At 35.9% G+C, this 22,979-nt stretch carries 21 protein-coding genes; 19 read left to right on the plus strand and 2 right to left on the minus strand.

Going from position 1 to position 22,979, the window contains the following annotated elements; translation table 11 throughout:
- Window positions 1-7: 7 nt before the first annotated feature.
- The 5 genes from rpmB to rimO all read left to right on the plus strand — a co-directional run bounded on the left by rpmB (window position 8) and on the right by rimO (window position 3,273).
- On the plus strand, window positions 8-244 hold the full coding sequence (gene rpmB / locus VKY41_RS11555; RefSeq protein ID WP_500814639.1) for a 50S ribosomal protein L28: 237 nt from the start codon (window positions 8-10) through the stop codon (window positions 242-244).
- A 24-nt stretch (window positions 245-268) separates the two neighbouring features.
- On the plus strand, window positions 269-451 hold the full coding sequence (rpmG, locus tag VKY41_RS11560; protein ID WP_091308983.1) for a 50S ribosomal protein L33: 183 nt from the start codon (window positions 269-271) through the stop codon (window positions 449-451).
- A gap of 115 nt (window positions 452-566) precedes the next feature.
- On the plus strand, window positions 567-719 hold the full coding sequence (locus tag VKY41_RS11565) for a DUF4295 domain-containing protein (protein ID WP_500814612.1): 153 nt from the start codon (window positions 567-569) through the stop codon (window positions 717-719).
- Between the two features lie 147 nt (window positions 720-866).
- Entirely contained in the window at window positions 867-1,841 is a 975-nt protein-coding gene (gene ftsY, locus VKY41_RS11570; RefSeq protein WP_500814613.1) for a signal recognition particle-docking protein FtsY, read from the plus strand.
- Window positions 1,842-1,968: 127 nt separating this feature from the next.
- Window positions 1,969-3,273, plus strand: a complete 1,305-nt coding sequence (gene rimO / locus VKY41_RS11575) for a 30S ribosomal protein S12 methylthiotransferase RimO (RefSeq protein ID WP_500814614.1) — start codon at window positions 1,969-1,971, stop codon at window positions 3,271-3,273.
- 35 nt (window positions 3,274-3,308) lie between these two features.
- On the opposite strand, the gene VKY41_RS11580 is transcribed toward rimO, so the two are convergent.
- Both VKY41_RS11580 and VKY41_RS11585 read right to left on the minus strand, forming a co-directional pair.
- Window positions 3,309-3,797 carry a hypothetical protein gene (locus VKY41_RS11580; protein ID WP_500814615.1) on the minus strand — a complete coding sequence of 163 codons (489 nt, stop codon included), beginning with the start codon at window positions 3,795-3,797 and terminating at the stop codon, window positions 3,309-3,311.
- A 379-nt stretch (window positions 3,798-4,176) separates the two neighbouring features.
- Window positions 4,177-4,758, minus strand: coding sequence for a MiaE family protein (locus tag VKY41_RS11585; protein ID WP_500814616.1), 582 nt, complete (start codon window positions 4,756-4,758; stop codon window positions 4,177-4,179).
- 117 nt (window positions 4,759-4,875) lie between these two features.
- Here VKY41_RS11585 and bshC point away from each other — a divergent pair, with 117 nt between their 5' ends.
- The 14 genes from bshC to VKY41_RS11655 all read left to right on the plus strand — a co-directional run bounded on the left by bshC (window position 4,876) and on the right by VKY41_RS11655 (window position 22,973).
- Window positions 4,876-6,480, plus strand: coding sequence for a bacillithiol biosynthesis cysteine-adding enzyme BshC (gene bshC / locus VKY41_RS11590; protein ID WP_500814617.1), 1,605 nt, complete (start codon window positions 4,876-4,878; stop codon window positions 6,478-6,480).
- Window positions 6,481-6,484: 4 nt separating this feature from the next.
- Window positions 6,485-7,855 (plus strand): pyridoxal phosphate-dependent decarboxylase family protein, encoded by a 1,371-nt coding sequence (locus tag VKY41_RS11595; RefSeq protein ID WP_500814618.1) that lies wholly within the window; start codon window positions 6,485-6,487, stop codon window positions 7,853-7,855.
- Between the two features lie 56 nt (window positions 7,856-7,911).
- Complete coding sequence (gene guaA, locus VKY41_RS11600; RefSeq protein ID WP_500814619.1) at window positions 7,912-9,447, plus strand: glutamine-hydrolyzing GMP synthase; 1,536 nt, start codon at window positions 7,912-7,914, stop codon at window positions 9,445-9,447.
- A 242-nt stretch (window positions 9,448-9,689) separates the two neighbouring features.
- Complete coding sequence (locus tag VKY41_RS11605; RefSeq protein WP_500814620.1) at window positions 9,690-11,612, plus strand: ABC transporter substrate-binding protein; 1,923 nt, start codon at window positions 9,690-9,692, stop codon at window positions 11,610-11,612.
- A gap of 12 nt (window positions 11,613-11,624) precedes the next feature.
- Entirely contained in the window at window positions 11,625-11,855 is a 231-nt protein-coding gene (locus tag VKY41_RS11610; protein WP_500814621.1) for a DUF3820 family protein, read from the plus strand.
- A gap of 193 nt (window positions 11,856-12,048) precedes the next feature.
- Window positions 12,049-13,689, plus strand: a complete 1,641-nt coding sequence (pyrG, locus tag VKY41_RS11615; protein ID WP_500814622.1) for a CTP synthase — start codon at window positions 12,049-12,051, stop codon at window positions 13,687-13,689.
- A gap of 104 nt (window positions 13,690-13,793) precedes the next feature.
- Window positions 13,794-15,698 carry a membrane protein insertase YidC gene (gene yidC / locus VKY41_RS11620; RefSeq protein WP_500814623.1) on the plus strand — a complete coding sequence of 635 codons (1,905 nt, stop codon included), beginning with the start codon at window positions 13,794-13,796 and terminating at the stop codon, window positions 15,696-15,698.
- A 96-nt stretch (window positions 15,699-15,794) separates the two neighbouring features.
- Window positions 15,795-16,499, plus strand: a complete 705-nt coding sequence (locus VKY41_RS11625) for a toxin-antitoxin system YwqK family antitoxin (protein WP_500814624.1) — start codon at window positions 15,795-15,797, stop codon at window positions 16,497-16,499.
- A 287-nt stretch (window positions 16,500-16,786) separates the two neighbouring features.
- On the plus strand, window positions 16,787-17,980 hold the full coding sequence (gene mnmA / locus VKY41_RS11630) for a tRNA 2-thiouridine(34) synthase MnmA (protein WP_500814625.1): 1,194 nt from the start codon (window positions 16,787-16,789) through the stop codon (window positions 17,978-17,980).
- Between the two features lie 24 nt (window positions 17,981-18,004).
- Window positions 18,005-19,606: a S8 family serine peptidase gene (locus VKY41_RS11635; protein ID WP_500814626.1), complete on the plus strand. Its 1,602-nt coding sequence runs from the start codon at window positions 18,005-18,007 to the stop codon at window positions 19,604-19,606.
- Window positions 19,606-20,547, plus strand: coding sequence for an NAD(P)H-dependent flavin oxidoreductase (locus VKY41_RS11640; RefSeq protein ID WP_500814627.1), 942 nt, complete (start codon window positions 19,606-19,608; stop codon window positions 20,545-20,547). The genes VKY41_RS11635 and VKY41_RS11640 overlap by 1 nt, the downstream gene beginning before the upstream one ends.
- A gap of 138 nt (window positions 20,548-20,685) precedes the next feature.
- A complete protein-coding gene (locus VKY41_RS11645; protein WP_500814628.1) occupies window positions 20,686-22,068 on the plus strand; it encodes an MATE family efflux transporter in 1,383 nt (460 codons plus the stop codon).
- Window positions 22,069-22,102: 34 nt separating this feature from the next.
- A complete protein-coding gene (locus VKY41_RS11650) occupies window positions 22,103-22,330 on the plus strand; it encodes a DUF8828 family protein (RefSeq protein ID WP_500814629.1) in 228 nt (75 codons plus the stop codon).
- 70 nt (window positions 22,331-22,400) lie between these two features.
- Window positions 22,401-22,973: a phosphatase PAP2 family protein gene (locus VKY41_RS11655; RefSeq protein WP_500814630.1), complete on the plus strand. Its 573-nt coding sequence runs from the start codon at window positions 22,401-22,403 to the stop codon at window positions 22,971-22,973.
- Window positions 22,974-22,979: the final 6 nt, after the last annotated feature.

A 22,979-nucleotide genomic window follows, 5' to 3' on the forward strand; every position in this document is an offset into this window, starting at 1 on the left:
AGAAGAAATGTCAAGAGTTTGTGAACTTACTGGAAAGAAAGCGATGGTTGGAAACAACGTATCTCACGCAATGAATAAAACAAAGCGTAAATTTGATGCAAATCTTATTAAAAAACGTTTTTATCTTCCAGAAGAAGATAAATGGGTAACTTTAAAGGTTTCAACTTCAGCGTTAAAGACTATCAACAAAATTGGTATCGCAGCTGCAATTAAAGAAGCTAAATCTAAAGGGTTTTATAAATAATAACCTCAATTAAAAGTTAAGAAAATGGCAAAGAAAGGTAACAGAATACAAGTAATTTTAGAGTGCACAGAGCATAAAGAGTCTGGTCAACCAGGAACTTCTAGATATATTACTACCAAGAATAAAAAGAACACTCCAGATAGAATGGAAATTAAAAAATTCAATCCTATCTTAAAGAGAGTAACTGTTCATAAAGAAATTAAATAATTAGATTTTTACGACAGTAAAATTCAAATAATTCAAATTAGAGGTTTTTAATTTTTATAAAAACGTCAGATAACAACAAAAAAACTTTAGGTTAAAGTTTTAAAAAACATAGAACATGGCAAAGAAATCAGTTGCATCGTTACAAACAGGATCTAAAAGGTTAACAAAAGCTATAAAGATGGTAAAGTCTCAAAAATCAGGAGCTTACACTTTTGTTGAATCAATTATGGCACCAGAGCAAGTAAACGAGTGGTTATCTAAACACTAACCAAATCGTGTTGTACAATATTTAAGCTGCTTTCTATTCTAGAGAGCGGCTTTTGTTTTATATTTACATCAGTAAAAGTGACAAATGTTCAGCTAAAGTATTTAGGCAAGACTTTTGTTTCATCTAAAATCATTGAATCAACATAAAATGAGCTTTTTTAAAAAAATATTTTCTACTGAAAAAAAAGAAACATTGGATAAAGGTTTAGAAAAATCTAAAACCAATTTCTTTAATAAGTTAACCAAAGCTGTAGCTGGAAAATCTAAAGTAGATGATGAGGTTCTAGATAGCCTAGAGGAAATCTTGGTTACTAGTGATGTGGGTGTCAATACAACCCTTAAAATTATAAAACGCATTGAAACACGTGTGGAACAAGATAAATATCTTGGAACCGACGAATTGAATAGAATTCTTCGTGAAGAAATTGCTGCCTTATTAAGCGAAACCAATTCTGGTGAAGATACGGATTATTCCATTCCGAAATTACCTGTCAATGCCGATGGTAGTAAAACTCCTTACGTTTTAATGGTCGTTGGAGTGAATGGAGTTGGAAAAACAACAACCATTGGAAAATTAGCCTATCAGTTTAAAAAGCAAGGCTTAAATGTGGTTCTTGGAGCGGCCGATACTTTTAGAGCAGCAGCCATAGATCAACTACAAGTTTGGGCAGATCGTGTGGATGTGCCTATGATTAAACAAGCAATGGGAAGCGATCCAGCTTCTGTGGCCTTCGATACGGTGCAAGCGGGAGTGAAACAAAATGCTGACGTTATTATTATTGATACAGCAGGACGTTTACATAACAAAGTAAATTTGATGAACGAGCTTACAAAAGTTAAGCGTGTGATGCAAAAAGTGGTGGGAGATGCACCTCATGATGTGTTGTTGGTTTTAGATGGTTCTACTGGGCAAAATGCTTTTGAACAAGCGAAACAGTTTACTGCTGCAACAGAAGTGACCTCGCTAGCGGTCACTAAATTAGATGGTACTGCCAAAGGTGGTGTAGTGATTGGTATTTCAGACCAGTTTCAAATTCCAGTAAAATATATTGGAGTGGGTGAACGTATAGAAGATCTTCAGGTTTTTAATAAATATGAATTTGTAGATTCCTTCTTCAAATAAACATATAAAGTATTAAAAAAAGGCTTCAAGTTAAACTTGAAGCTTTTTTTGTTAATAAGGTTGTATATTTGCAACCTGAAAAATCGGAATATTAATAAAAGTATTCCTGATTGAAAGGGACATAGCTATGAGAACAAAATCGCTTAAAAAGAACAAAATCAATGTAGTAACACTTGGCTGTAGTAAAAACGTTTACGATAGTGAAGTATTAATGGGACAACTAAAGGCCAGTGGCAAAGATGTTGTACATGAAGAGGAAGGAAATATTGTCGTAATAAATACCTGCGGTTTTATTAATAATGCCAAAGAAGAAAGTATCAATACCATTCTTGATTTCATGCAGAAAAAAGAAGATGGAGAAGTTGATAAGGTATTTGTTACAGGATGTTTAAGCGAACGTTATAAGCCGGATTTACAAAAAGAAATTCCCAATGTGGACCAGTATTTTGGAACCACCGAATTACCTGGCTTACTTAAAGCCTTAGGTGCAGATTATAAACACGAATTAATTGGTGAGCGTTTAACCACCACACCAAAAAACTATGCCTACCTAAAAATTGCTGAAGGCTGTGATAGACCTTGTAGTTTTTGTGCCATTCCATTGATGCGTGGAAAACACAAATCAACGCCTATCGAGGATTTAGTTACTGAAGCTGAAAAGCTAGCTGCCAATGGTGTCAAGGAATTAATTCTTATTGCTCAAGATTTAACATATTACGGATTAGATTTATATAAAAAACGTAACCTAGCAGAATTGCTTGAAGCGTTAGTAAAGGTAGAAGGAGTAGAATGGATTAGGTTGCATTATGCCTTCCCTACAGGATTCCCAATGGATGTGTTGGAGGTAATGAACCGTGAACCTAAAATCTGTAATTATCTAGATATTCCATTACAACACATTTCCGATAACATATTAAAAAGTATGCGTCGTGGAACTACTAAGGAAAAAACCACTAAGCTACTAAAAGAATTCAGAAAAGCTGTTCCAGAAATGACCATTAGAACAACTCTAATCGTTGGTTATCCTGGTGAAACAGAAGAAAACTTCCAAGAATTAAAACAATGGGTTTCAGATATGCGTTTTGAACGTTTAGGCTGTTTCACATATAGCCATGAAGAAAATACGCATGCTTACAACTTGGAAGATGATGTTCCAGAAGAGGTAAAGCAAGATCGTGCCAACCAAATTATGGAAATTCAATCTCAAATTTCATGGGAATTGAATCAAGCTAAGATTGGACAAACTTTAAAAGTAGTCATCGATAGAAAAGAAGGTGAATACTTTGTAGGTCGTACTGAATTTGATTCTCCAGATGTGGATAACGAGGTTTTAATTGATGCTTCTAAAACCTATTTAAAAACAGGCGAATTTACTACAGTAAAAATTACCGATGCGGCAGACTTCGATCTCTATGGTGAAGTTGTTGCCTAATACTGAGTAAAAGTCTATGCCATTTCGTTAAAAATTTATTCGTATGGTTTAAATTCCTGATTGCTGTAAGGTGAGCTGTCAGGAATTCTAACGATATTAAATTCTAAATCCACCGCTTGGTGACAAGCGTTACACGTATTGGTTAAATTAATATAGCTGCTTTCAAATAAGGCGGAATTACTTTCTTGTATCGCTTTATCAATACTGTCTAAGGGAGGAATTAACATGCTTATGAGCTGACTTTCCTTTCGGTGGGCTTGATATTCCTGAATATCCTCAATAGCTTCCATTAATTCATGCACTTCAAAATCAGCAAGTTTCCAATTCTTGTTCTGACCAGCAAACCAAAGTTTCGAGTGATGTGCTTGAATGCTACCCATAAAATCGCCAAAACCAGGTTTGTAAGTATTGGCTAGTTTAACTTCCAAGCTGTCAATGCGCTTTTGCAAAACTTTTGTTTGGTCTGTCTGTTGGTTGCAAGAAAAAAATCCAAAGATCAATAAGATTAAGAATATCTGTCTCATGTAGTAGTATGTTTTTTTTACGGTCGTCGTCGTTTTGTGTCAACCGTTATCTGATGACTTATTTTAATGTTTTTTACAATTACTTCTTGCCTTCCGGCCGATAAAGACGAATTTCGTCATTATTTAGGACAAAGCCAAATTTGCTAATTGGTCTGAATAATCTAATAAATTTCAAGGATGACAATTTAAGGCTTCGGAACTAGTTTCTAAAAAAATAAACTGTTTTTAGAATGGCTATAACTTGGATAAACGAAAGTATCGTAAAAGCTCATGGAGAACCTTAAACATTGTCGCGTAAGTCTAACTTTTGAAATAAATATTGATTTATATAAACTGAAATAAAGTTTCCTAGCGGTCCTCTTGCTTTAATGTATAGGGTTTAGCCATGTATGGTTTCCGATTTTCCATAATTTTGGATGACTTCTGCTTCAAATTCGATGAGTTCCTTCCAACGTTTGTCTACATCTACATCCTGTCCGTATTTTCTAGCAAATCCTATAAATAGGGTGTAATGCCCAGCTTCACTAATCATTAAATCATGATAAAATTTAGATAATTCTGGATCTTTGATTCTTTGAGATAATAATTTAAAACGTTCGCAGCTTCTAGCTTCAATCATGGCAGAAAACAAAAGTCTGTCAACCATAGCTTGTGTACGGCTACCTCCTTTATTCATAAATTTATAAAGCTCGTTTACATAACTGTCCTTACGTTCTCGACCTAGGGTATAGCCTCTTTTCTTTATAATTTCATGAACCATTTCAAAGTGTTCCAATTCTTCTTTGGCCAAGGCTAATAATTCGGTTACTAAATCCGTGTACTCGGAATTAAGTGTAATAATAGTTATAGCGTTAGTGGCCGCCTTTTGCTCGCACCAAGCGTGATCTGTTAAAATTTCTTCAATATTCGACTCAACAATATCAACCCATCTCGGGTCTGTAGCTAATTTTAAACCTAACATAATTTATTTTTGGGTAAAGATACTTAATCTTTTCAGGTCTTGTCCATCTATTATTTTAAGTTATTTTTAAGACAAGAAACCGTATCTTTACTTTTTAAAAACCTGCAAAGCTTAACTATGCCAACAGACTGTATTCCGTTTAAAGACACCAACTATTTTTCTAGTTTAATTTGCGATTACTTAGATGAAAAAGATTCTTTAAAACCTTTTTATAATAGGTTTCCGAATCTTGAAAACTTTAAAGGGCAAATGGAAGAAAAAACTTCTCAGTTCTCTGAAAAGTCTCGGACAGTTTTAGTTGAAAGTCTCAAAACACAATACCAGGACTTAGCAGCATCCGATAAAACAATCGCGAATATCAACGCGCTTTTACAAAAGAATACTTTTACCATAACCACAGGTCACCAGCTTAATTTATTTACTGGACCTTTATATTTTTTCTACAAAATTATTTCCACCATTAATCTGTGTTCCGAGCTTAAAGAGGCTTATCCTAAACAAGATTTTGTGCCTGTTTATTGGATGGCTACGGAGGATCATGATTTTGAGGAAATAAACTTTTTTAATTTCGAAGGAAAGAAAATAAGATGGCACAAAGAGGTGTCCGGAGCGGTTGGAGAATTGGATTTAGAAGGTTTACAGAAAATTTCCGATTTGTTTGGATCTCATTTAAATTTTGGCAAAAATGCTGACAGCTTAAAAAATTTATTCGAGAAGGCATATACCAACCACAGCAACTTAAGCGAAGCAACTAGATATTTGGTCAACGAGCTTTTTTCTGAAACAGGCTTGGTGATTCTAGATGGAAACGACAAAGAGTTGAAGCGTCTATTTCTTCCATTTGCACAGGACGAATTATTGAATCATACTGCTTTCAACAAGGTTTCAGAAACCTCAAGGCAGCTTAATGAGGTGTCGTCAGACTATAAAATACAAGTGAATCCGAGAGAGATTAATTTATTCTATTTAGATAAAAACCTTCGTGAACGTATTGTTTTTGAGAATGAAACATATCAAGTCCTCCATACGAATATATCTTGGAGTAAGGACGAATTAATAAAGCATCTCCATGAGGCGCCAGAAAATTTTAGTCCGAATGTTATTTTACGCCCATTGTATCAAGAGGTTATTTTACCAAACCTTTGTTATATAGGTGGAGGAGGAGAATTAGCCTACTGGTTTCAATTGAAATCTAATTTTGAAACGCAGCAGGTGCCCTTTCCTATTTTATTACTTCGAAATTCAGCTTTGTTAGTTTCAAAAAAGCAGCAGGAAAAATTGGATAAGTTAGACCTATCGATAAAAGATTTGTTTCTGCATCAAAATGATCTAATTGAAAAAGTTACTAGAGATCGTTCCGAATTAGATATCGATTTCTCTAAGCAGAAATCCTTCTTAAAACAGCAGTTTGAAGACTTGTACGCATTAGCTAAACAAACAGACAAATCGTTCCTTGGCGCCGTTTCAGCACAAGAAAAGAAGCAACTTAAAGGGTTGGATATGCTTGAAAAGCGATTGCTTAAAGCTCAAAAAAGAAAATTAAAGGAAATTTTAGATCGTGTGGTTTTACTTCAAAACGAACTATTCCCTAACCAAAGCCTGCAAGAGCGTCAAGCTAATTTTTCTGAATTTTATATGGAGTATGGAGACCAATTTACTCAACAGTTAATGTTAAATTTGCAACCTTTAAAACAGGAGTTTTTAATATTAAACTTAGAGTAATTTCATGCATAAAATTGATTTAGACCTCATAGAAATGACCTTAGACGTCATGAAATATGTTATTGGTAGAATATCAGCAACCGAACATCCTATTGGTAAACCCAAGAAATACGAAGAACTTAAAGAACTTGTTGGCGAAACTGTGACCGATAAAGGAGTTGGTGGCGAGTATGCTTTCAATTTATGGAAGGAACACTTATCTAAAGCCAATGTACCTGTAGACCATCCTAGAAACTTGGCGTTTGTGCCTGCATCACCCACGCGTGCGGCTATTATGTTTGATTTGGTGACTTCAGCCTCAAGTATTCATGGCGCGTATTGGATGGAAGGTGCCGGTGGAATTTTCTGCGAAAACGAAGCTATGAAATGGATTGTTTCTTTAACAGGCTTACCAGAAGGTGCTTTTGGCGTGTTTACAAGTGGTGGAACTGCAGCTAATTTATCGGCTATAGTGACGGCTAGGGAGCATTGGCGTGAAGACGAGACTTATAAAAGAGAAAAAGGCTTGATTATAACTTCCATCGGAGCACATTCTTCTATTAAAGCCATGGCAAAGGTGGCCGATGTGGATATTTTACTGGTAGATTCTGAAGAAAAATTAACAGGCGAAGATCTGCGTAAAACCATCGATAACTTAAGCTTCCATCAACGGAAACGTCTGTTTGCCGTAGTAGCCACGGGAGGGACAACCAATGCAGGAATTATTGACGATTTAGAAGGGATTGCTGAAATTTGTGAAAAAGAAACTATTTGGTTCCATGTAGATGCAGCTTATGGTGGGGGAGCTTTAGCAGCCGATTCGGTTCGACCATTGTTTAAAGGAATAGAACGAGCAGATAGCATAACTATCGATCCACATAAATGGATGTTCTCTCCCTACGATTGTGGAGCAGTCATCTATAAAGACCCAGAATTAGCTAAAAACGCCCATTCTCAACAAGGATCTTATTTAGATATATTTAAGGATGAAGGAGCGCATGGCTTCAATCCTACCGACTATCAACTTCAATTAACACGTCGTGTTCGTGGATTGCCTTTGTGGTTTTCATTGGCAACTCATGGAACAGATAAGTATAAAGAATCTGTGGAAAGAGGTATTGAATTAGCTCAGATTGCTGGTAAGTTGATCGAAGAAAATCCAAATATGGAACTGGTAAGAGAGCCAAGTCTGTCTTGTGTATTATATAGAAGAATTGGATGGAAGCCGGAAGATTACACACATTGGACTTACGAAAATCATAAAAAAGGATTTGCTTTGGTAACGCCAACCAAGTGGAAAAACGGTGACACCTTTGAGACTGTGTCGCGATTTTGCTTTATCAATCCGGATACCACAGAAAAAGATATCCAAATGATTTTGGATTCGATGAATTAATTTCAAAAATAGCCTTGCTAAACTGATAATTATAAAATCAATTACTATTTTTGCGCATGCAACACAACAAAGTACTTATTTTAGATTTCGGCTCGCAATACACACAGCTTATTGCACGCCGCGTAAGGGAACTCAATATTTATTGTGAGATTTACCCGTATAATAAAATTCCAAAGAGCGTAGAAGAATACAAAGCAGTCATTCTTTCTGGTAGTCCAAATTCTGTAAGAGCAGAAAACGCCCTACATCCAGACCTATCACAAATTAGAGCCAAAAAACCTATGTTGGCCGTTTGTTATGGAGCTCAATATCTAGCTCATTTCTCTGGTGGCGAAGTCGCGCCTTCAAATACGAGAGAATATGGTCGTGCTCATCTGTCTTTTATAAAACCTAACGAAGCGTTCTTTAAGAATATTCAAGAAGGAAGTCAAGTGTGGATGAGTCATAGCGATACCATCAAAAACCTTCCAACTAATGGCGTTTTATTGGCCAGCACACATGATGTGAAAAATGCAGCATATAAAATTGAAGGTGAAGAAACTTATGCCATTCAATTCCATCCAGAAGTGTATCATTCCACCGATGGGAAACAATTGTTGGAAAACTTCTTGGTTCACATTGCTAAATTAGAACAAGACTGGACACCGCAATCCTTTGTGGAAGAAACTGTTGAAGACTTGCAAAATAAATTAGGAACCGATAAAGTGGTTCTTGGTCTTTCTGGAGGTGTCGATTCTTCTGTGGCAGCTATGTTATTGCACAAGGCTATTGGTAAAAATCTTTATTGTATTTTCGTAAATAACGGTTTATTACGTAAAAACGAATTCGCTGATGTTCTAGAACAATACAAAGGCATGGGATTGAATGTAAAAGGCGTTGATGCTTCCAAACGTTTTTTAGATGCCTTAGCAGGTCTAAGCGATCCAGAGGAGAAACGCAAGGCTATAGGTCGTGTTTTTATCGAGGTGTTTGATGATGAAGCCCATGAAATTACAGATGTAAAATGGTTGGCACAAGGAACCATCTATCCAGATATTATCGAGAGTGTTTCAGCTACCGGAGGTCCAAGTGCAACTATAAAAAGTCATCATAATGTAGGTGGTTTACCTGATTTTATGAAACTTAAAATTGTAGAGCCTTTAAAGGCCCTATTTAAAGATGAGGTGCGTCGCGTAGGTGCTTCTATGGATATGGATAAAAACCTTTTAGGTCGTCATCCTTTTCCAGGTCCAGGATTGGCTATTCGTATTTTAGGTGATATAACTGCCGAAAAAGTGCGTATTTTGCAAGAGGTCGATGCTGTTTTTATCAATGGCTTAAAAGAATGGGGCTTGTACGACAAAGTATGGCAAGCGGGAGCCATTCTTTTACCAGTAAATAGTGTTGGAGTTATGGGTGATGAACGTACCTATGAAAAATGTGTGGCACTTAGAGCAGTAGAAAGTACAGATGGTATGACCGCCGATTGGGTAAATTTACCTTACGAGTTTTTACAAAAAACATCAAACGATATAATAAATAAAGTAAAAGGCGTTAATAGAGTAGTTTACGATATTAGCTCAAAACCACCAGCAACTATCGAGTGGGAATAAAATTCCTTTTAATAAAGGAGTCTTTTTTATTGAGTATCAAAAGGTAACAACAAGGGACGTACTTTGCATGTAAATCTTTTATGTTATTTTTATTGCTTTGGCATAAAAATGGCATAAAAGATTGTTACGTTTAATTCCCTAAAAGGGAAGACTTGCTAGAATGTTAAAATAATCGTGACTCTAGCTTATTTGTAAAGATGGATGATTAAAACTAAAAGCCACTCATTTTCATGAGCATATCTATGAAGAAATTAATATACATTTTATCGCTTTTCCTAGTGTTTGGTTGTGCTTCAAGCCAAGCCCAAAATTTCAAGACCCATAAGGTAAAAGAAGGAGAATCCGTTGAGAGCATATCAAAACTATACCAGGTTTCTGTTAACGATATTTATTCTTTAAATCCAGATGCAAAGAAGGGGGTAAAACCAAATTCGGTAATCATTATTCCAAAAACAAAAGCCAAGGGTTCAACACCACAGACCACGATAGAAAAAGAGTTGGTTGGGTTTAAACAACACAAGGTAAGACGTAAAGAAACGCTTTATAGTTTGTCTAAAGAGTACGATATAAGCCAAGACGATCTAAAAAAGCACAACACCTTTTTATATGCCAATAATTTAAAAAAAGGGGATGATTTAAAAATTCCGGTTTACAAAAAGCTAGTTCAAACAGCTAAACCAGAATCTACAACCAACGATTATACGGTTTTACCTCAAGAAGGAAAGTGGCGTATTGCTTATAAATATGGGATAACAGTAGAACAATTGGAAGAGTTAAATCCAGGAATGAAAGAGGTTTTAAACCCGGGAGATGTGATACAAGTACCTAACATTGCTAAGAAAGAGGAAAAACCTATTGATGAAGCCTATTCTTATTATACCGTTTTACCAAAAGAAGGTTATTATAGATTAAAAGTGAAATTGGGCGTGGAGCAAGAGCAATTGGAAACTCTAAACCCAGAACTTAAAGAGTCTGGATTAAAAGAAGGAATGATTTTAAAAATTCCTTATAACGCCACGGTAGGAGAGAATCCAACTATCATTCATGATCATGTAAATTTAATAAGTAATATAAAGAGCTACAAAACGAAGCATGTTGTGATGATGCTTCCTTTTCAGCTTAATAAAGTCAACACCGATTCTATTCAAGAGGCAAAAAGAGAATTGCATAGAAATCCATATTTAGGCATGTCTTTAGATTTCCATTCTGGGGCTCTAATGGCAATTGATTCCCTTAAAAAACTAGGAATCTCATTAAAAGTGGATGTGTACGATACTAAAAATTCTTTAAGTGAAATTTCTCATATTTTAAACACCCATTCTTTTGAAGATGTGGATGTCGTAATTGGTCCGTTTATGTCAAACAACCTCGAGGTAGTTGCTTCAAAATTGAAACCACATAAGGTGCCAGTGGTTTCTCCAATTACCAAAACGGTAGTGCTTTCAGAAAATGTGTTTCAATCTAGACCATCGGAAGAATTAATGTTCAATAAAATGATTGAACATGTAAAAAAAGATAGTTCCAAAACTAAGGTCATCATTATTTCTGATGCTAAGAATAGTCAGGTAAGTCAAAATATTAAAGGACATTTTGCATCGGCATCTCAAGTGTTTTCTAGAAAAAATAAAAGTGGGAATGATGCGTTTTATATCCTTGACGGCGACATCACTAGTGTGTTGCAGCCAGGGAAAAATATCGTGTTCTTAGAATCTGATAACCCGGGATTTATCTCGAATGTAACCAGTAAGTTAAATTCATTTAAAAACCGATCAAGGGATATTGTTTTAGTGACAACTAATATGAATGCTGCTTTTGAAGACGATGAGGTTTCAAATTACCACTTGTCTAATCTGGCTTTGCACTTCCCAACCATTTCAAAATCTTACAACTTAGAAGATCACAACTCGTTTGTGATGGCTTATGAAAAAGCCTACGGAATAACACCAAATAAGGTAGCGGTTCGTGGTTTCGATTTAACCATGGATGTCATCCTTCGCTTGGTAAGTTCAGACGATTTATTTCAATCGGTTAATGAAGCACCTCTTACAGAATACGTGGAAAATAAATTCTCCTATAAGAAGAAGTTTTTAGGCGGTTATTATAATGATTCGGTGTACTTGGTTAAATATCAGGATTTAAAAATTGTAGAAGTTAAAAACCATTAACCTCCAGAAACTTTGCTAGAACCCGATAAAAATTTCCTTATAAAACTGGCACATACCAAAATGCCATTTGGGAAATATAAAGACCGATATTTGATAGAATTACCAGAATATTATGTGGTGTGGTATCACAATAAAGGCTTTCCAAAAGGTCAGCTAGGTCAAATGTTAGAAACCGTTTATGAGCTAAAATTAAATGGTTTAGAAGATTTAATTAGAAATATAAAACGCCAATTCCCAAAGTAATTAAGGAATTGGCGTTTCTTGTTTATCAATGGAATCCGTTGTGATACCTAGACTTTAATTTCATTGAATAGTTGTTAGATATTCAAGTTGAGACATTTTATATCTATTAATATATTTGATTTGTAAATTACTCTTCACATTAGGTTAATAACTAGTTTAATTTTGTAAATTTGCAGGCGTTTAACAACGCGACATGACAACTACAACAAAATACATATTTGTAACAGGAGGGGTGACTTCCTCTCTAGGAAAGGGCATCATTGCTGCCTCTTTAGCAAAATTACTTCAAGCCCAAGGTTATAGAGTAACCATACAGAAATTAGACCCTTATATTAACGTCGATCCAGGGACTTTAAATCCCTACGAGCATGGTGAATGTTATGTTACCGATGATGGTGCAGAAACCGATTTGGATCTTGGACATTACGAACGTTTTTTAAATGTACCAACCAGCCAGGCAAACAACGTAACAACCGGTCGTATTTACCAAAGCGTGATTGAAAAAGAACGTCGAGGTGAATTTTTAGGAAAAACCGTTCAGGTAATTCCTCATATTACTGATGAAATAAAGCATCGAGTGCAACTTCTTGGAAAATCGGGAGATTTCGATATCGTTATTACCGAAATAGGGGGAACTGTTGGAGATATAGAGTCTTTACCATATATAGAATCGGTACGTCAGTTAAAATGGGACTTAGGAGATAATAATGCTATTGTTATTCATTTAACTTTAGTGCCTTATTTATCTGCAGCTGGAGAACTAAAAACAAAACCGACTCAACACAGTGTTAAAACGCTTATGGAATCTGGTGTCATGGCAGATATCTTGGTGTGTAGAACCGAACATGAATTACCAGACGACTTACGTAGTAAATTGGCAAAATTCTGTAATGTTCGTGAAGAAGCGGTTATTCAATCTATTGATGCCTCAACCATTTACGATGTACCTAATCTGATGCTAGATCAAGGCTTAGATAAAGTGGTTTTAAAGAAATTGGCCTTAGAAAGCCATATTCCAGATTTAACCAATTGGAATAAATTTTTAAAGCGTCATAAAAACCCAACTACCGAGGTTACTATCGGTTTGGTAGGAAAGTATGTTGAACTACAGGATTCGTATAAGTCTATCCTTGAAGCTTTCATTCATGCCGGCGCAGAAAATGAAGTAAAAGTTCATGTGGAAGCGATCCATTCAGAATATTTAAACGAAGATAACGTCAAGATTAAATTATCTCACTTACATGGTGTATTAGTAGCTCCAGGTTTTGGTGAACGTGGTATTGAAGGTAAAATCGATGCTGTAAAATTTGTACGTGAGAACAACATTCCATTTTTAGGAATTTGTTTAGGGATGCAAATGGCTGTTATAGAATTTGCTAGAAATGTACTCAACCTAAAAGAGGCTAGTTCATCAGAAATGCATCCAAACACACCAGACCCAGTAATTAGTTTAATGGAAGCTCAAAAAAGTGTTACCGACAAAGGGGGAACGATGCGACTAGGTGCATGGGCATGCGATTTAAAAATGGATTCTTTGGTTCAAAAAATCTATAAGTCTAACAGCATCATGGAACGACACAGACATCGTTACGAGTACAACAACGACTATAAGAAACAATTTGAAGCTGCTGGTATGATGGCTACCGGATTAAATCCAGAAACAGGTCTTGTTGAGGTGGTAGAAATACCATCACATCCATGGTTTGTTGGTGTACAATATCACCCAGAATATAAAAGTACCGTTAAAAATCCACACCCATTATTTGTGAGCTTAATTAAAGCGGCTTTAAAATATAAAAACTCAAAAAACAGTGTCACTATGGCACAAAAATAAAAACGGATTAATTTTTGACCTAAAGAAACATCCTGAATAGGAAGAGATTTTAAAAATTAACCACCCAATGCGCCCTTCATTCAAAACGAAGTGAAAATTTAAATATGGAAGAAAAGAAAATTGACATAAATTCAATTATTGGATTTATACTTATTTTTGGAATTTTAGTGTACATGATGTACACGAACAGACCAACTGAAGAAGAATTAGCAGCACAAGAAAAGGCGAAACAAGAGCAAGTTGAAGCCGCTAAAAAAGCAGCTGAAAATGCAGATACAGCTGTGATTACAGCAGAAGATCTTGCTGGAGCATCTCTTTCTGATTCTCTAAAGCTCATTGCTTTAAATAATAAATTAGGAGCCTTTGCCTATTCTTCAACGCTTCCATCAGCAACGGATACGGAAACTCTTGTTGAAACCGAGGTGTTAGCTCTAAAGTTTAGTAATAAAGGTGGTTACCTATCAGAAATTAAACTGAAGCAATTTGTCGATTTCGATTCTGTACCTATTTATTTAGTTCGAGAAGGAAATACCAATTTCAATATAAATTTTGGCACAACCGATAGCCGAATCTTAAATACTAAGGACCTTTATTTTCAACCAACTATTACCAAAAATGGGGAGAATACAGTAGTTTCTATGAGACTTCAAGTGTCTCCTGTAAAGTATTTGGAATACCGTTACGAGCTGAAACCGAACGATTATATGGTCGATTTTACCATCAGATCGCAAGGCTTGAACAATGTGATTAATAGTTCACAAGAAGTAAATTTAGACTGGTCATTAGATACGTATCGTCACGATCAAAGTATTTCATACGAAAACCGTTACACGCGTTTAACCTACCAATACGAAGGTAAAAAGATTGATAAATTATCCCAAACTGGAGAGGACGACGAAACGGTTGATGATGCCAATTGGTTATCTTACAGACAACACTTTTTTAGTTCTATTTTAGTTTCTAAAAATCCATTAAAGAATGTAAAAATTACGTCTAAGGATTTAGTGGCAGATGAAGATATTGATACGGTTTTTACTAAACGATTTACCACGAAGTTTCCTTTAGCCTTTGAAGCTGGGGAAATCAATCAACCATTAAAGTTCTACTTTGGACCTACGGATAGTAAAATCTTAAAAACATACGACAGCAATTTAGATGATAGTATCCCATTTGGTTGGGGAATTTTCGGATGGATCAATAAGGCCATATTTATTCCGTTATTCGGATTCTTAAGTGGCTTCTTACCTTACGGAATCGCTATTATTGTTATGACAATTCTTATTAAGTTATTAATGTCGTTTGTACAATACAAGCAATTCTTGTCTCAAGCGAAATTAAAGGTGTTAAAGCCGGAGTTAGACGCTATTAGAGAAAAATATAAAGACAATAAAATGAAGGCGCAACAAGAAACAATGGCGCTTCAAAACAAAGCAGGAGCCAGTCCTTTAAGTGGTTGTATCCCTGGGTTGATTCAATTACCGGTATTTTATGCCTTGTTTATGTTCTTCCCAACTGCTTTCGATTTAAGACAAAAAAGTTTCTTGTGGGCAGACGATTTATCTTCTTATGATGCGGTAGCATACCTGCCATTTAAAATCCCATTCTATGGAGATCACGTGAGTTTGTTTCCAATTTTGGCGGCCATCACCATTTTCTTCTATATGAAAATGACCACAGGACAACAAATGGCTTCACAACCTACACAAGAAGGTATGCCAGACATGGCTAAAATGATGAAGTACATGATTTACTTCTCACCTTTAATGATGTTGTTCTTCTTTAATAACTATGCTTCAGGTTTAAGTTTATACTATTTTATTTCAAATGCTATTAGTATTGGAATTATGTTGGTAATTAAAAACTACATCTTGGATGAAGATAAAATTCATGCTCAAATTCAGGAGAATAAAAAGAAACCTAAAAAGCAAAACCGTTTCCAAAAGAAAATGGAGCAAATGATGGAGCAAGCTGAACAGCAAAAACAAGCGCAAGAGAAGCGTAGAAAATAAATTAAAGCTGCCTCTTTTGGCAGCTTTTTTGCTATATAACATATTTGTAAATATACCGTTATAATCAAAAGTCTAAATCATAATTTTTTACCGAGTATGAAACACATAATAGTCCTTTTATTTTTAGTCTTACCAACCGTCTTTGTGGCCCAAAACATCAATCAATTGGATGAAAACGGAAAAAGACACGGTGTTTGGAAAAAGAACTTCGATAATACCAATGTCATTCGTTATGAGGGAGAATTTAATCATGGAAAGGAAATTGGTCTTTTTAAATTTTATAAAAACATCAATATGGCTGCAGTTTTAACAGCTACTAAAGAATTCAACGCTAAAGATGATGTCGCAGATGTTACCTTTTATGCTTCCAACGGAAAAGTTATAAGCAAAGGAAAAATGCGTGGTAAAGACTATATTGGAGAATGGATTTACTATCATAAGGATGCTAAACAAGTAATGACGCTAGAACACTATAACAGCCAAGGAGAATTGGATGGAGAGAGTTTGGTTTACTATAATAGCGGGCAATTAGCTGAAAAGCGTGTATATAAAAATAATAAGTTGGATGGTAAAGCCACTTGGTTTTATGAAAGTGGAAAGGAAATGAAAACCTATGTGTATAAAAAGGGGATTCTACATGGGGAAGCTAAGTTTTACAATGCTAGTGGCGAACTAGAAATTGAAGGGCAATATAAAAACGATAAAAAAGACGGTATTTGGAAATACTATAAAAATGGTGAGTTAACAGAAGAAAAAGACTTTACTGTTTATAGTAAAAACCCATATTTAAAAAAGGAATAAAGCTTTTAGTAACGGCTTAAAAATATAAAAGCTCCTTATAAATAAGGAGCTTCACTTTTTTAGGTATGCCTCAAAATGAGTAAGCTATTAATCAATCGAAGTAGGGATCTACCTAAACATAAGTAATGTAAAATTAAATAAAATAAGCGACATAATAAAATAACAATTTGTTAAAGTTAGATGTGTTCTTGTAAAATACTGATAAATAAGCTGTTAGGTTGTGAGGTTTTATAAATATATAATAGATATGGATTTATCCAAAATCCCTATCTTTACAAGCTAAAATTATGAAGAAAAAACGTGTAATAGTTGGACTTTCTGGAGGTGTAGATTCCAGTGTAGCCGCTTACTTGTTAAAGGAGCAAGGGTATGAGGTTATAGGCTTGTTTATGAAAAACTGGCATGATGATACGGTAACCATTTCTAACGAATGTCCTTGGTTAGACGATAGTAACGACGCCATGTTGGTAGCAGATAAATTGGGTATCCCTTTTCAAACGGTTGACCTGAGCGAGCAATACAAAGAGCGTATTGTGGACTATATGTTTAACGAATACGAAAAAGGGAGAACACCTAACCCAGATGTGCTTTGTAACAGGGAAATAAAGTTCGATGTTTTTATGAAAATCGCTTTAGACCTTGGTGCAGATTATGTGGCTACAGGGCATTACTGCCGTAAAAACACCATAATTAAAGATGGAAAAGAAGTCCATCAACTCCTGGCAGGTGCCGATGATAATAAAGACCAATCCTATTTTTTATGTCAGTTGTCTCAAGAGCAATTGGCAAAAGCCTTGTTTCCTATTGGTGAACTTCAAAAACCAGAAGTAAGGGAAATTGCAGCAAAACAAAACTTGATTACCGCAGAAAAGAAAGATTCTCAAGGTCTTTGTTTTATTGGAAAGGTTAGGTTGCCAGAGTTTCTTCAGCAACAATTAAAACCAAAAGAAGGAGTTATTGTTGAAGTTTCAAACGATTTTGAGGCTTATCAACAAGAGCGTCCAGATTTTAAGACTAAGGAAGAAGAACTTCAGTATTTGTCAAAAAGAACAGTGTACAACTTTCAAGACGGGAAAGTAGTTGGTAAACATCAGGGCGCACATTACTTCACTAAAGGGCAACGTAAAGGTTTGGCCGTTGGCGGGACTGTAGAACCTCTTTTTGTTATTGAAACCAACGTAGACGACAATATTATTTATACCGGACAAGGAAAACAACATCCAGGTTTATATAAAACTGTGCTTTTTGTTTCAAATGAGGAACTGCATTGGGTTCGCGAGGATTTACAACTGCAATCAAACGAAACGATGGAGGTGATGGCACGAATTCGTTACAGACAAACTTTAGAAAAGGCTACGTTGTATAAGGTGGATTCAGGGTTGTATGTGGAATTTCAAAACCCTCAAATGGCCATAACCGAAGGACAATTTGTTGCTTGGTATTTGGAGGATGAATTAGTTGGTTCAGGAGTAATTTCTTAAATTGCATGAGTTAAAAACCAACTCATGACTTCAAGACTACTACTTTTATTACTTTTATGTTTTCAATTTCAAGTTTTTGCCCAGGAGGATGCCTGGGTGTATTTGACTGATAAAGAGGATGTAGCCGTTTCCCTTGCAAATCCCATTAGCATTTTAACGCAAAAAGCTATTGATAGAAAACAAGCGCACGCCGTTCCTATCGATTTTCGCGATGTACCTGTTAATGAAACTTATATTTCACAGCTAAAAGCACAAGCAGGCGTAACAGTTCTAGCCAAATCGAAGTGGTTTAATGCCGTTCATGTTCGCGGGGAGCAATCAGATCTTAATAACCTTTTAAACTTGTCTTTTGTTGCTGATATTGTCTTTGCAGATAAGAGTTTAAATACCCGAGTAAGTCAGCCAGAGAATAAATTCGAATTAGAAGCCCTTCGCACTAATTTTAACTACGGTTCAGCGGCCAACCAAATAGAAATGATTCAAGGAGACGCCCTTCACTTAGATGATTATACAGGTGCAGGAATGACCATTGCTGTTATTGATGCAGGTTTTCCTAATGTAAATACTATGGCGGGCTTCCAACGTTTAAGAGATAATAATGGCATTTTAGGTGGTTACGATTTTTACGATAGAAACCCAGATGTCTATGCCAATACTTCAAGTACACATGGAACCGTAGTTTTAAGTACCATGGCAGGCTATATAGAAGGATCTTATGTGGGAACAGCTCCGGATGCTTCATACTATTTATTTAGAACTGAAAATGCACCTAATGAAAATCCCTTAGAGGAAAGTCTTTGGGTAGAAGCCGCAGAAAGAGCAGATAGTTTAGGGGTAGATATTATCAATTCGTCTTTGGGATACAAATTCTACGACAATTCTAATTATACCCATGCGGATGAAGATTTGGATGGCTTAACCACTTATATAAGTAAAGGCGCCAACATCGCATTCGAAAAGGGAATCTTAGTGGTCAACTCTGCGGGAAATGCTGGTGCAGGCGGATTAAACGCTCCGGCCGACGCAGCAGGTGTTTTTACCATAGGTGGTGTAAAATCCAATGGCGAGTACGCCACTTTTAGTTCACAAGGCAGTGTTTTTCAACCAACCCAAAAACCAGATGTGGTAGCTCAAGCACAGGCAAGTGTGGTTATAAATACAGACGACTCTATTCTAACCACAAACGGAACCTCTTTTAGCTCTCCAATTATGGCAGGTGCTTTGGCTTGTTTATGGCAAGCACTACCCGATTTAAGTAATGCCGAAATCATGCAATTGGTTCGGGAATCGGCCTCTCAGTACACCACTCCAGATTATTTTCTGGGATATGGAATTCCCAATTTAGCCATGGCTTTAAATCAAGGTTTAAGTATAGAAGAGGTGGAGAGTGTACAAAATAACATACAAATCTATCCTAATCCTGTTTTTAACGAACTTCATATTGTTTTTCCTTCCCATGAAAAGCAAGTACAAGTGACTATGTATAACATTTTAGGAAACAAAGTATTGGAAGTGAGTTTGTTGAATTCTTCAAAAATAAACGTATCGACTTTAGCGAATGGAGTTTACCTTTTAAAAATGGAAACCCCATCGGGCACATTAACTAAAAAATTGATTAAAAAATAATGCAAAACAGAATTACCCAATTATTTAATATACAATATCCAATCATTCAAGCGGGTATGATTTGGAATTCCGGATGGCGTTTAGCCTCAGCGGCAAGTAATGCAGGAGCTTTAGGCTTAATTGGAGCAGGAAGTATGTATCCTGAAGTGTTAAGAGAGCACATCCAAAAATGTAAACAAGCAACCGACAAACCTTTTGGAGTGAATGTACCAATGCTATATCCAAACATCGAGGAGATTATGGATATTATTGTAGAAGAAGGGGTAAAAATTGTCTTTACTTCAGCTGGAAATCCGAAAACTTGGACGACTTGGTTGCAAGAAAGAGGGATAACCGTAGTTCACGTGGTTAGTAGTGTAAAGTTTGCATTAAAAGCCCAAGAAGCAGGAGTGGATGCCGTGGTGGCTGAAGGTTTTGAAGCTGGAGGTCATAATGGGAGAGATGAAACAACTACCTTGACTTTAATTCCTATGGTCAAGGAACAAATTCAAATTCCATTAATCGCAGCTGGAGGAATTGCCACAGGAAAAGCCATGTTGGCAACCATGATTCTGGGCGCAGATGCTGTACAAGTTGGTAGCCGATTTGTGGCTAGTGAGGAAAGTTCGGCACATCAAGATTTTAAACAAGTAGTGGTGGATGCCAAGGAAGGCGATACCCAATTAACTTTAAAGGAATTGGCACCGGTAAGATTAATAAAAAACAAATTCTATAACGAGATCCAAGAGTTATATAAAACAGCTCCAACTACCGATCAGCTTAAGGACTTATTAGGAAGGGCTAGAGCTAAACGAGGTATGTTTGAAGGCGATCTAGAGGATGGTGAATTGGAAATCGGACAAATAGCAGGCTTGATACACGACATCAAACCAGCAGCTCAAATTATAGCAGATATGATGCAGGAGTTTGAGGAAGCGAAGCAACAAGTTTCAACACTTTAAGCTTGCATCTAAAACTTGTTTTAACAAAATAAAAAGGGAAAAGATCTTTATAGTTAAGGGATATAAAAAACCATGTTAATCTATTATTAAATTCCATCATAGTTAGCATAACATAAAGCTAAATACTACTTTTGCAAAATGTTTTTAAGCAACTACACGAAAGAATTTAAATACAATTTAAAATTGTCGGCCCCAGTTATGTTAGGCATGCTTGGGCATACCTTTGTACAGTTTATAGACAATATCATGGTGGGACAATTAGGTACGGCGGAATTGGCTGCTGTGTCCTTGGGAAACAGTTTTATGTTTGTGGCCATGTCCTTAGGTATTGGGTTTTCTACGGCCATTACACCTTTAGTGGCAGAAGCGGATACGGCCAATAATTTCGCTCGAGGTAAATCGGCTTTAAAGCATGGACTGTTTTTGTGTACGGTTTTAGGCTTGGTATTATTCCTAATGCTGTATTTTTCAAAACCCCTTATGTATTTAATGAAACAGCCTATTGAGGTGGTAGAACTAGCAATTCCTTATTTAGATTTGGTAGCCTTTTCATTAATTCCTTTAATTATATTCCAAGCGTTTAAGCAGTTTAGTGATGGTTTATCTATGACTAGATATCCCATGTATGCTACCATTTTAGCGAATGTGGTGAACGTGTTTTTTAATTACGTGCTGATTTTTGGGAAATTAGGCTTTCCTGAAATGGGCATCGTTGGAGCAGCTTATGGGACCTTGATTTCTAGATTCGTTATGGTAGGTTACTTGTGGTGGTTGCTAAAAGGAAGAGAAAAATCCAAGGCTTACGTAACCAATATCAAGTTTTTTGTATTGGATAAGCTTATGTTGAAAAAAATGTTGGGCTTAGGAGCGCCAAGTGCTATGCAAATGTTTTTTGAAGTAGCCATTTTCACCTCCGCAGTTTGGATTAGTGGTTTGCTGGGTAAAAATCCTCAGGCAGCCAATCAGATAGCTTTAAACTTATCTTCTATGACCTTTATGGTGGCTATGGGATTAAGTGTCACCTCTATGATTCGTGTTGGAAATCAAAAAGGTTTGAAGAATTATTCAGAGTTAAGACGAATTGCCTTTTCCATATTTTTGTTGGGAATGATTTTCGCTACATTTTTCGCTTCTATATTCTTTATTTTCCACAAGCACTTACCAAAAATATATGTCGATTTTAATGATCTAGAAAATTTAGTGGATAATACGGAAGTGGTCGCCATCGCTTCAAAATTATTAATTGCCGCAGCTTTCTTCCAGATTAGTGATAGCATTCAAGTTGTCATGCTTGGAGCTTTAAGAGGCTTGCAGGATGTAAAAATCCCAACGATAATCACTTTTATTTCATATTGGCTGATTGGGTTTCCTATTAGTTTTATCCTAGGAAGAGAAGAATCCTATGGCAGTTTCGGTATTTGGCTCGGACTCCTCGCAGGATTAACAACGGCAGCTATTTTATTATACATTCGTTTTAATTATCTTACCAAAAAATTGATTCTAGACCAAACTAACGTCTAACAACTAACGCCTAACAACTAACGCCTAACAATATATGGACTTCCCAAAATTTTTACTAGGAGATAACACCGATTATCCAACAGCAATTTTTGTAATACACACCGAATTTCCTAGATTTATTATCAATTTAGAAAATGACGATGTGGAATGGCTTGAAGATTTCGATCAACACGATCAGAAAGAGCTTGAAATTGAAGCTGAGAGTTTAATCCAACAAGCAACCGATTTCTACGATAGAGAAATTTCTCGCTACGAAGAATAAAACTCTAAGTACTTTAGCACACTCAGAACTTAAGGCATTCATAGCTCTAAGTTCAATTTAAAATCTCACCATGTTAGATCAATTACTTCAACTAGACACCGAACTGTTTCTGTTTCTTAATAATTTAGGAAGCACGAAGTGGGATGCGTTTTGGATGTTTTATACGGCAAAATTTAATTGGATTCCGTTCTATGCTGTTTTATTGTATGTTATGTTTAAGCAGCATACCCCGCGTATGTTCTTAACCATCTTGTTATTGGTTGTACTTATGATCGTGTTTACCGACCAAATAACCAATTTATTCAAATATGGGTTTGAACGTCCAAGACCTTGTCATCAAGAAGGTGTTAATAATGTGATGCGCATTGTGAAAGAAGGCTGCGGTGGTCGCTATGGTTATTTCTCTGGTCATGCATCCAACACCATGGCTACGGCAGTTTTTGTAGGATTGTTACTAAGAGAAAAATACAAATACCTGATTTTTATTCTATTGTTGTGGTCTGCTGCAATGGGATATAGTAGAATCTATATTGGCGTTCATTATCCGCTAGATGTGATATCAGGATTTACTTTTGGTGCGTTGTCAGGATTTATGTTTTATAAATTAAGTCAGTTTTTAAAGCATAAATACCAAATGGATTAAACTATC

Origin of the sequence: Xanthomarina sp., from assembly GCF_035306605.1 — a bacterium.
GTDB lineage: Bacteria > Bacteroidota > Bacteroidia > Flavobacteriales > Flavobacteriaceae > Xanthomarina.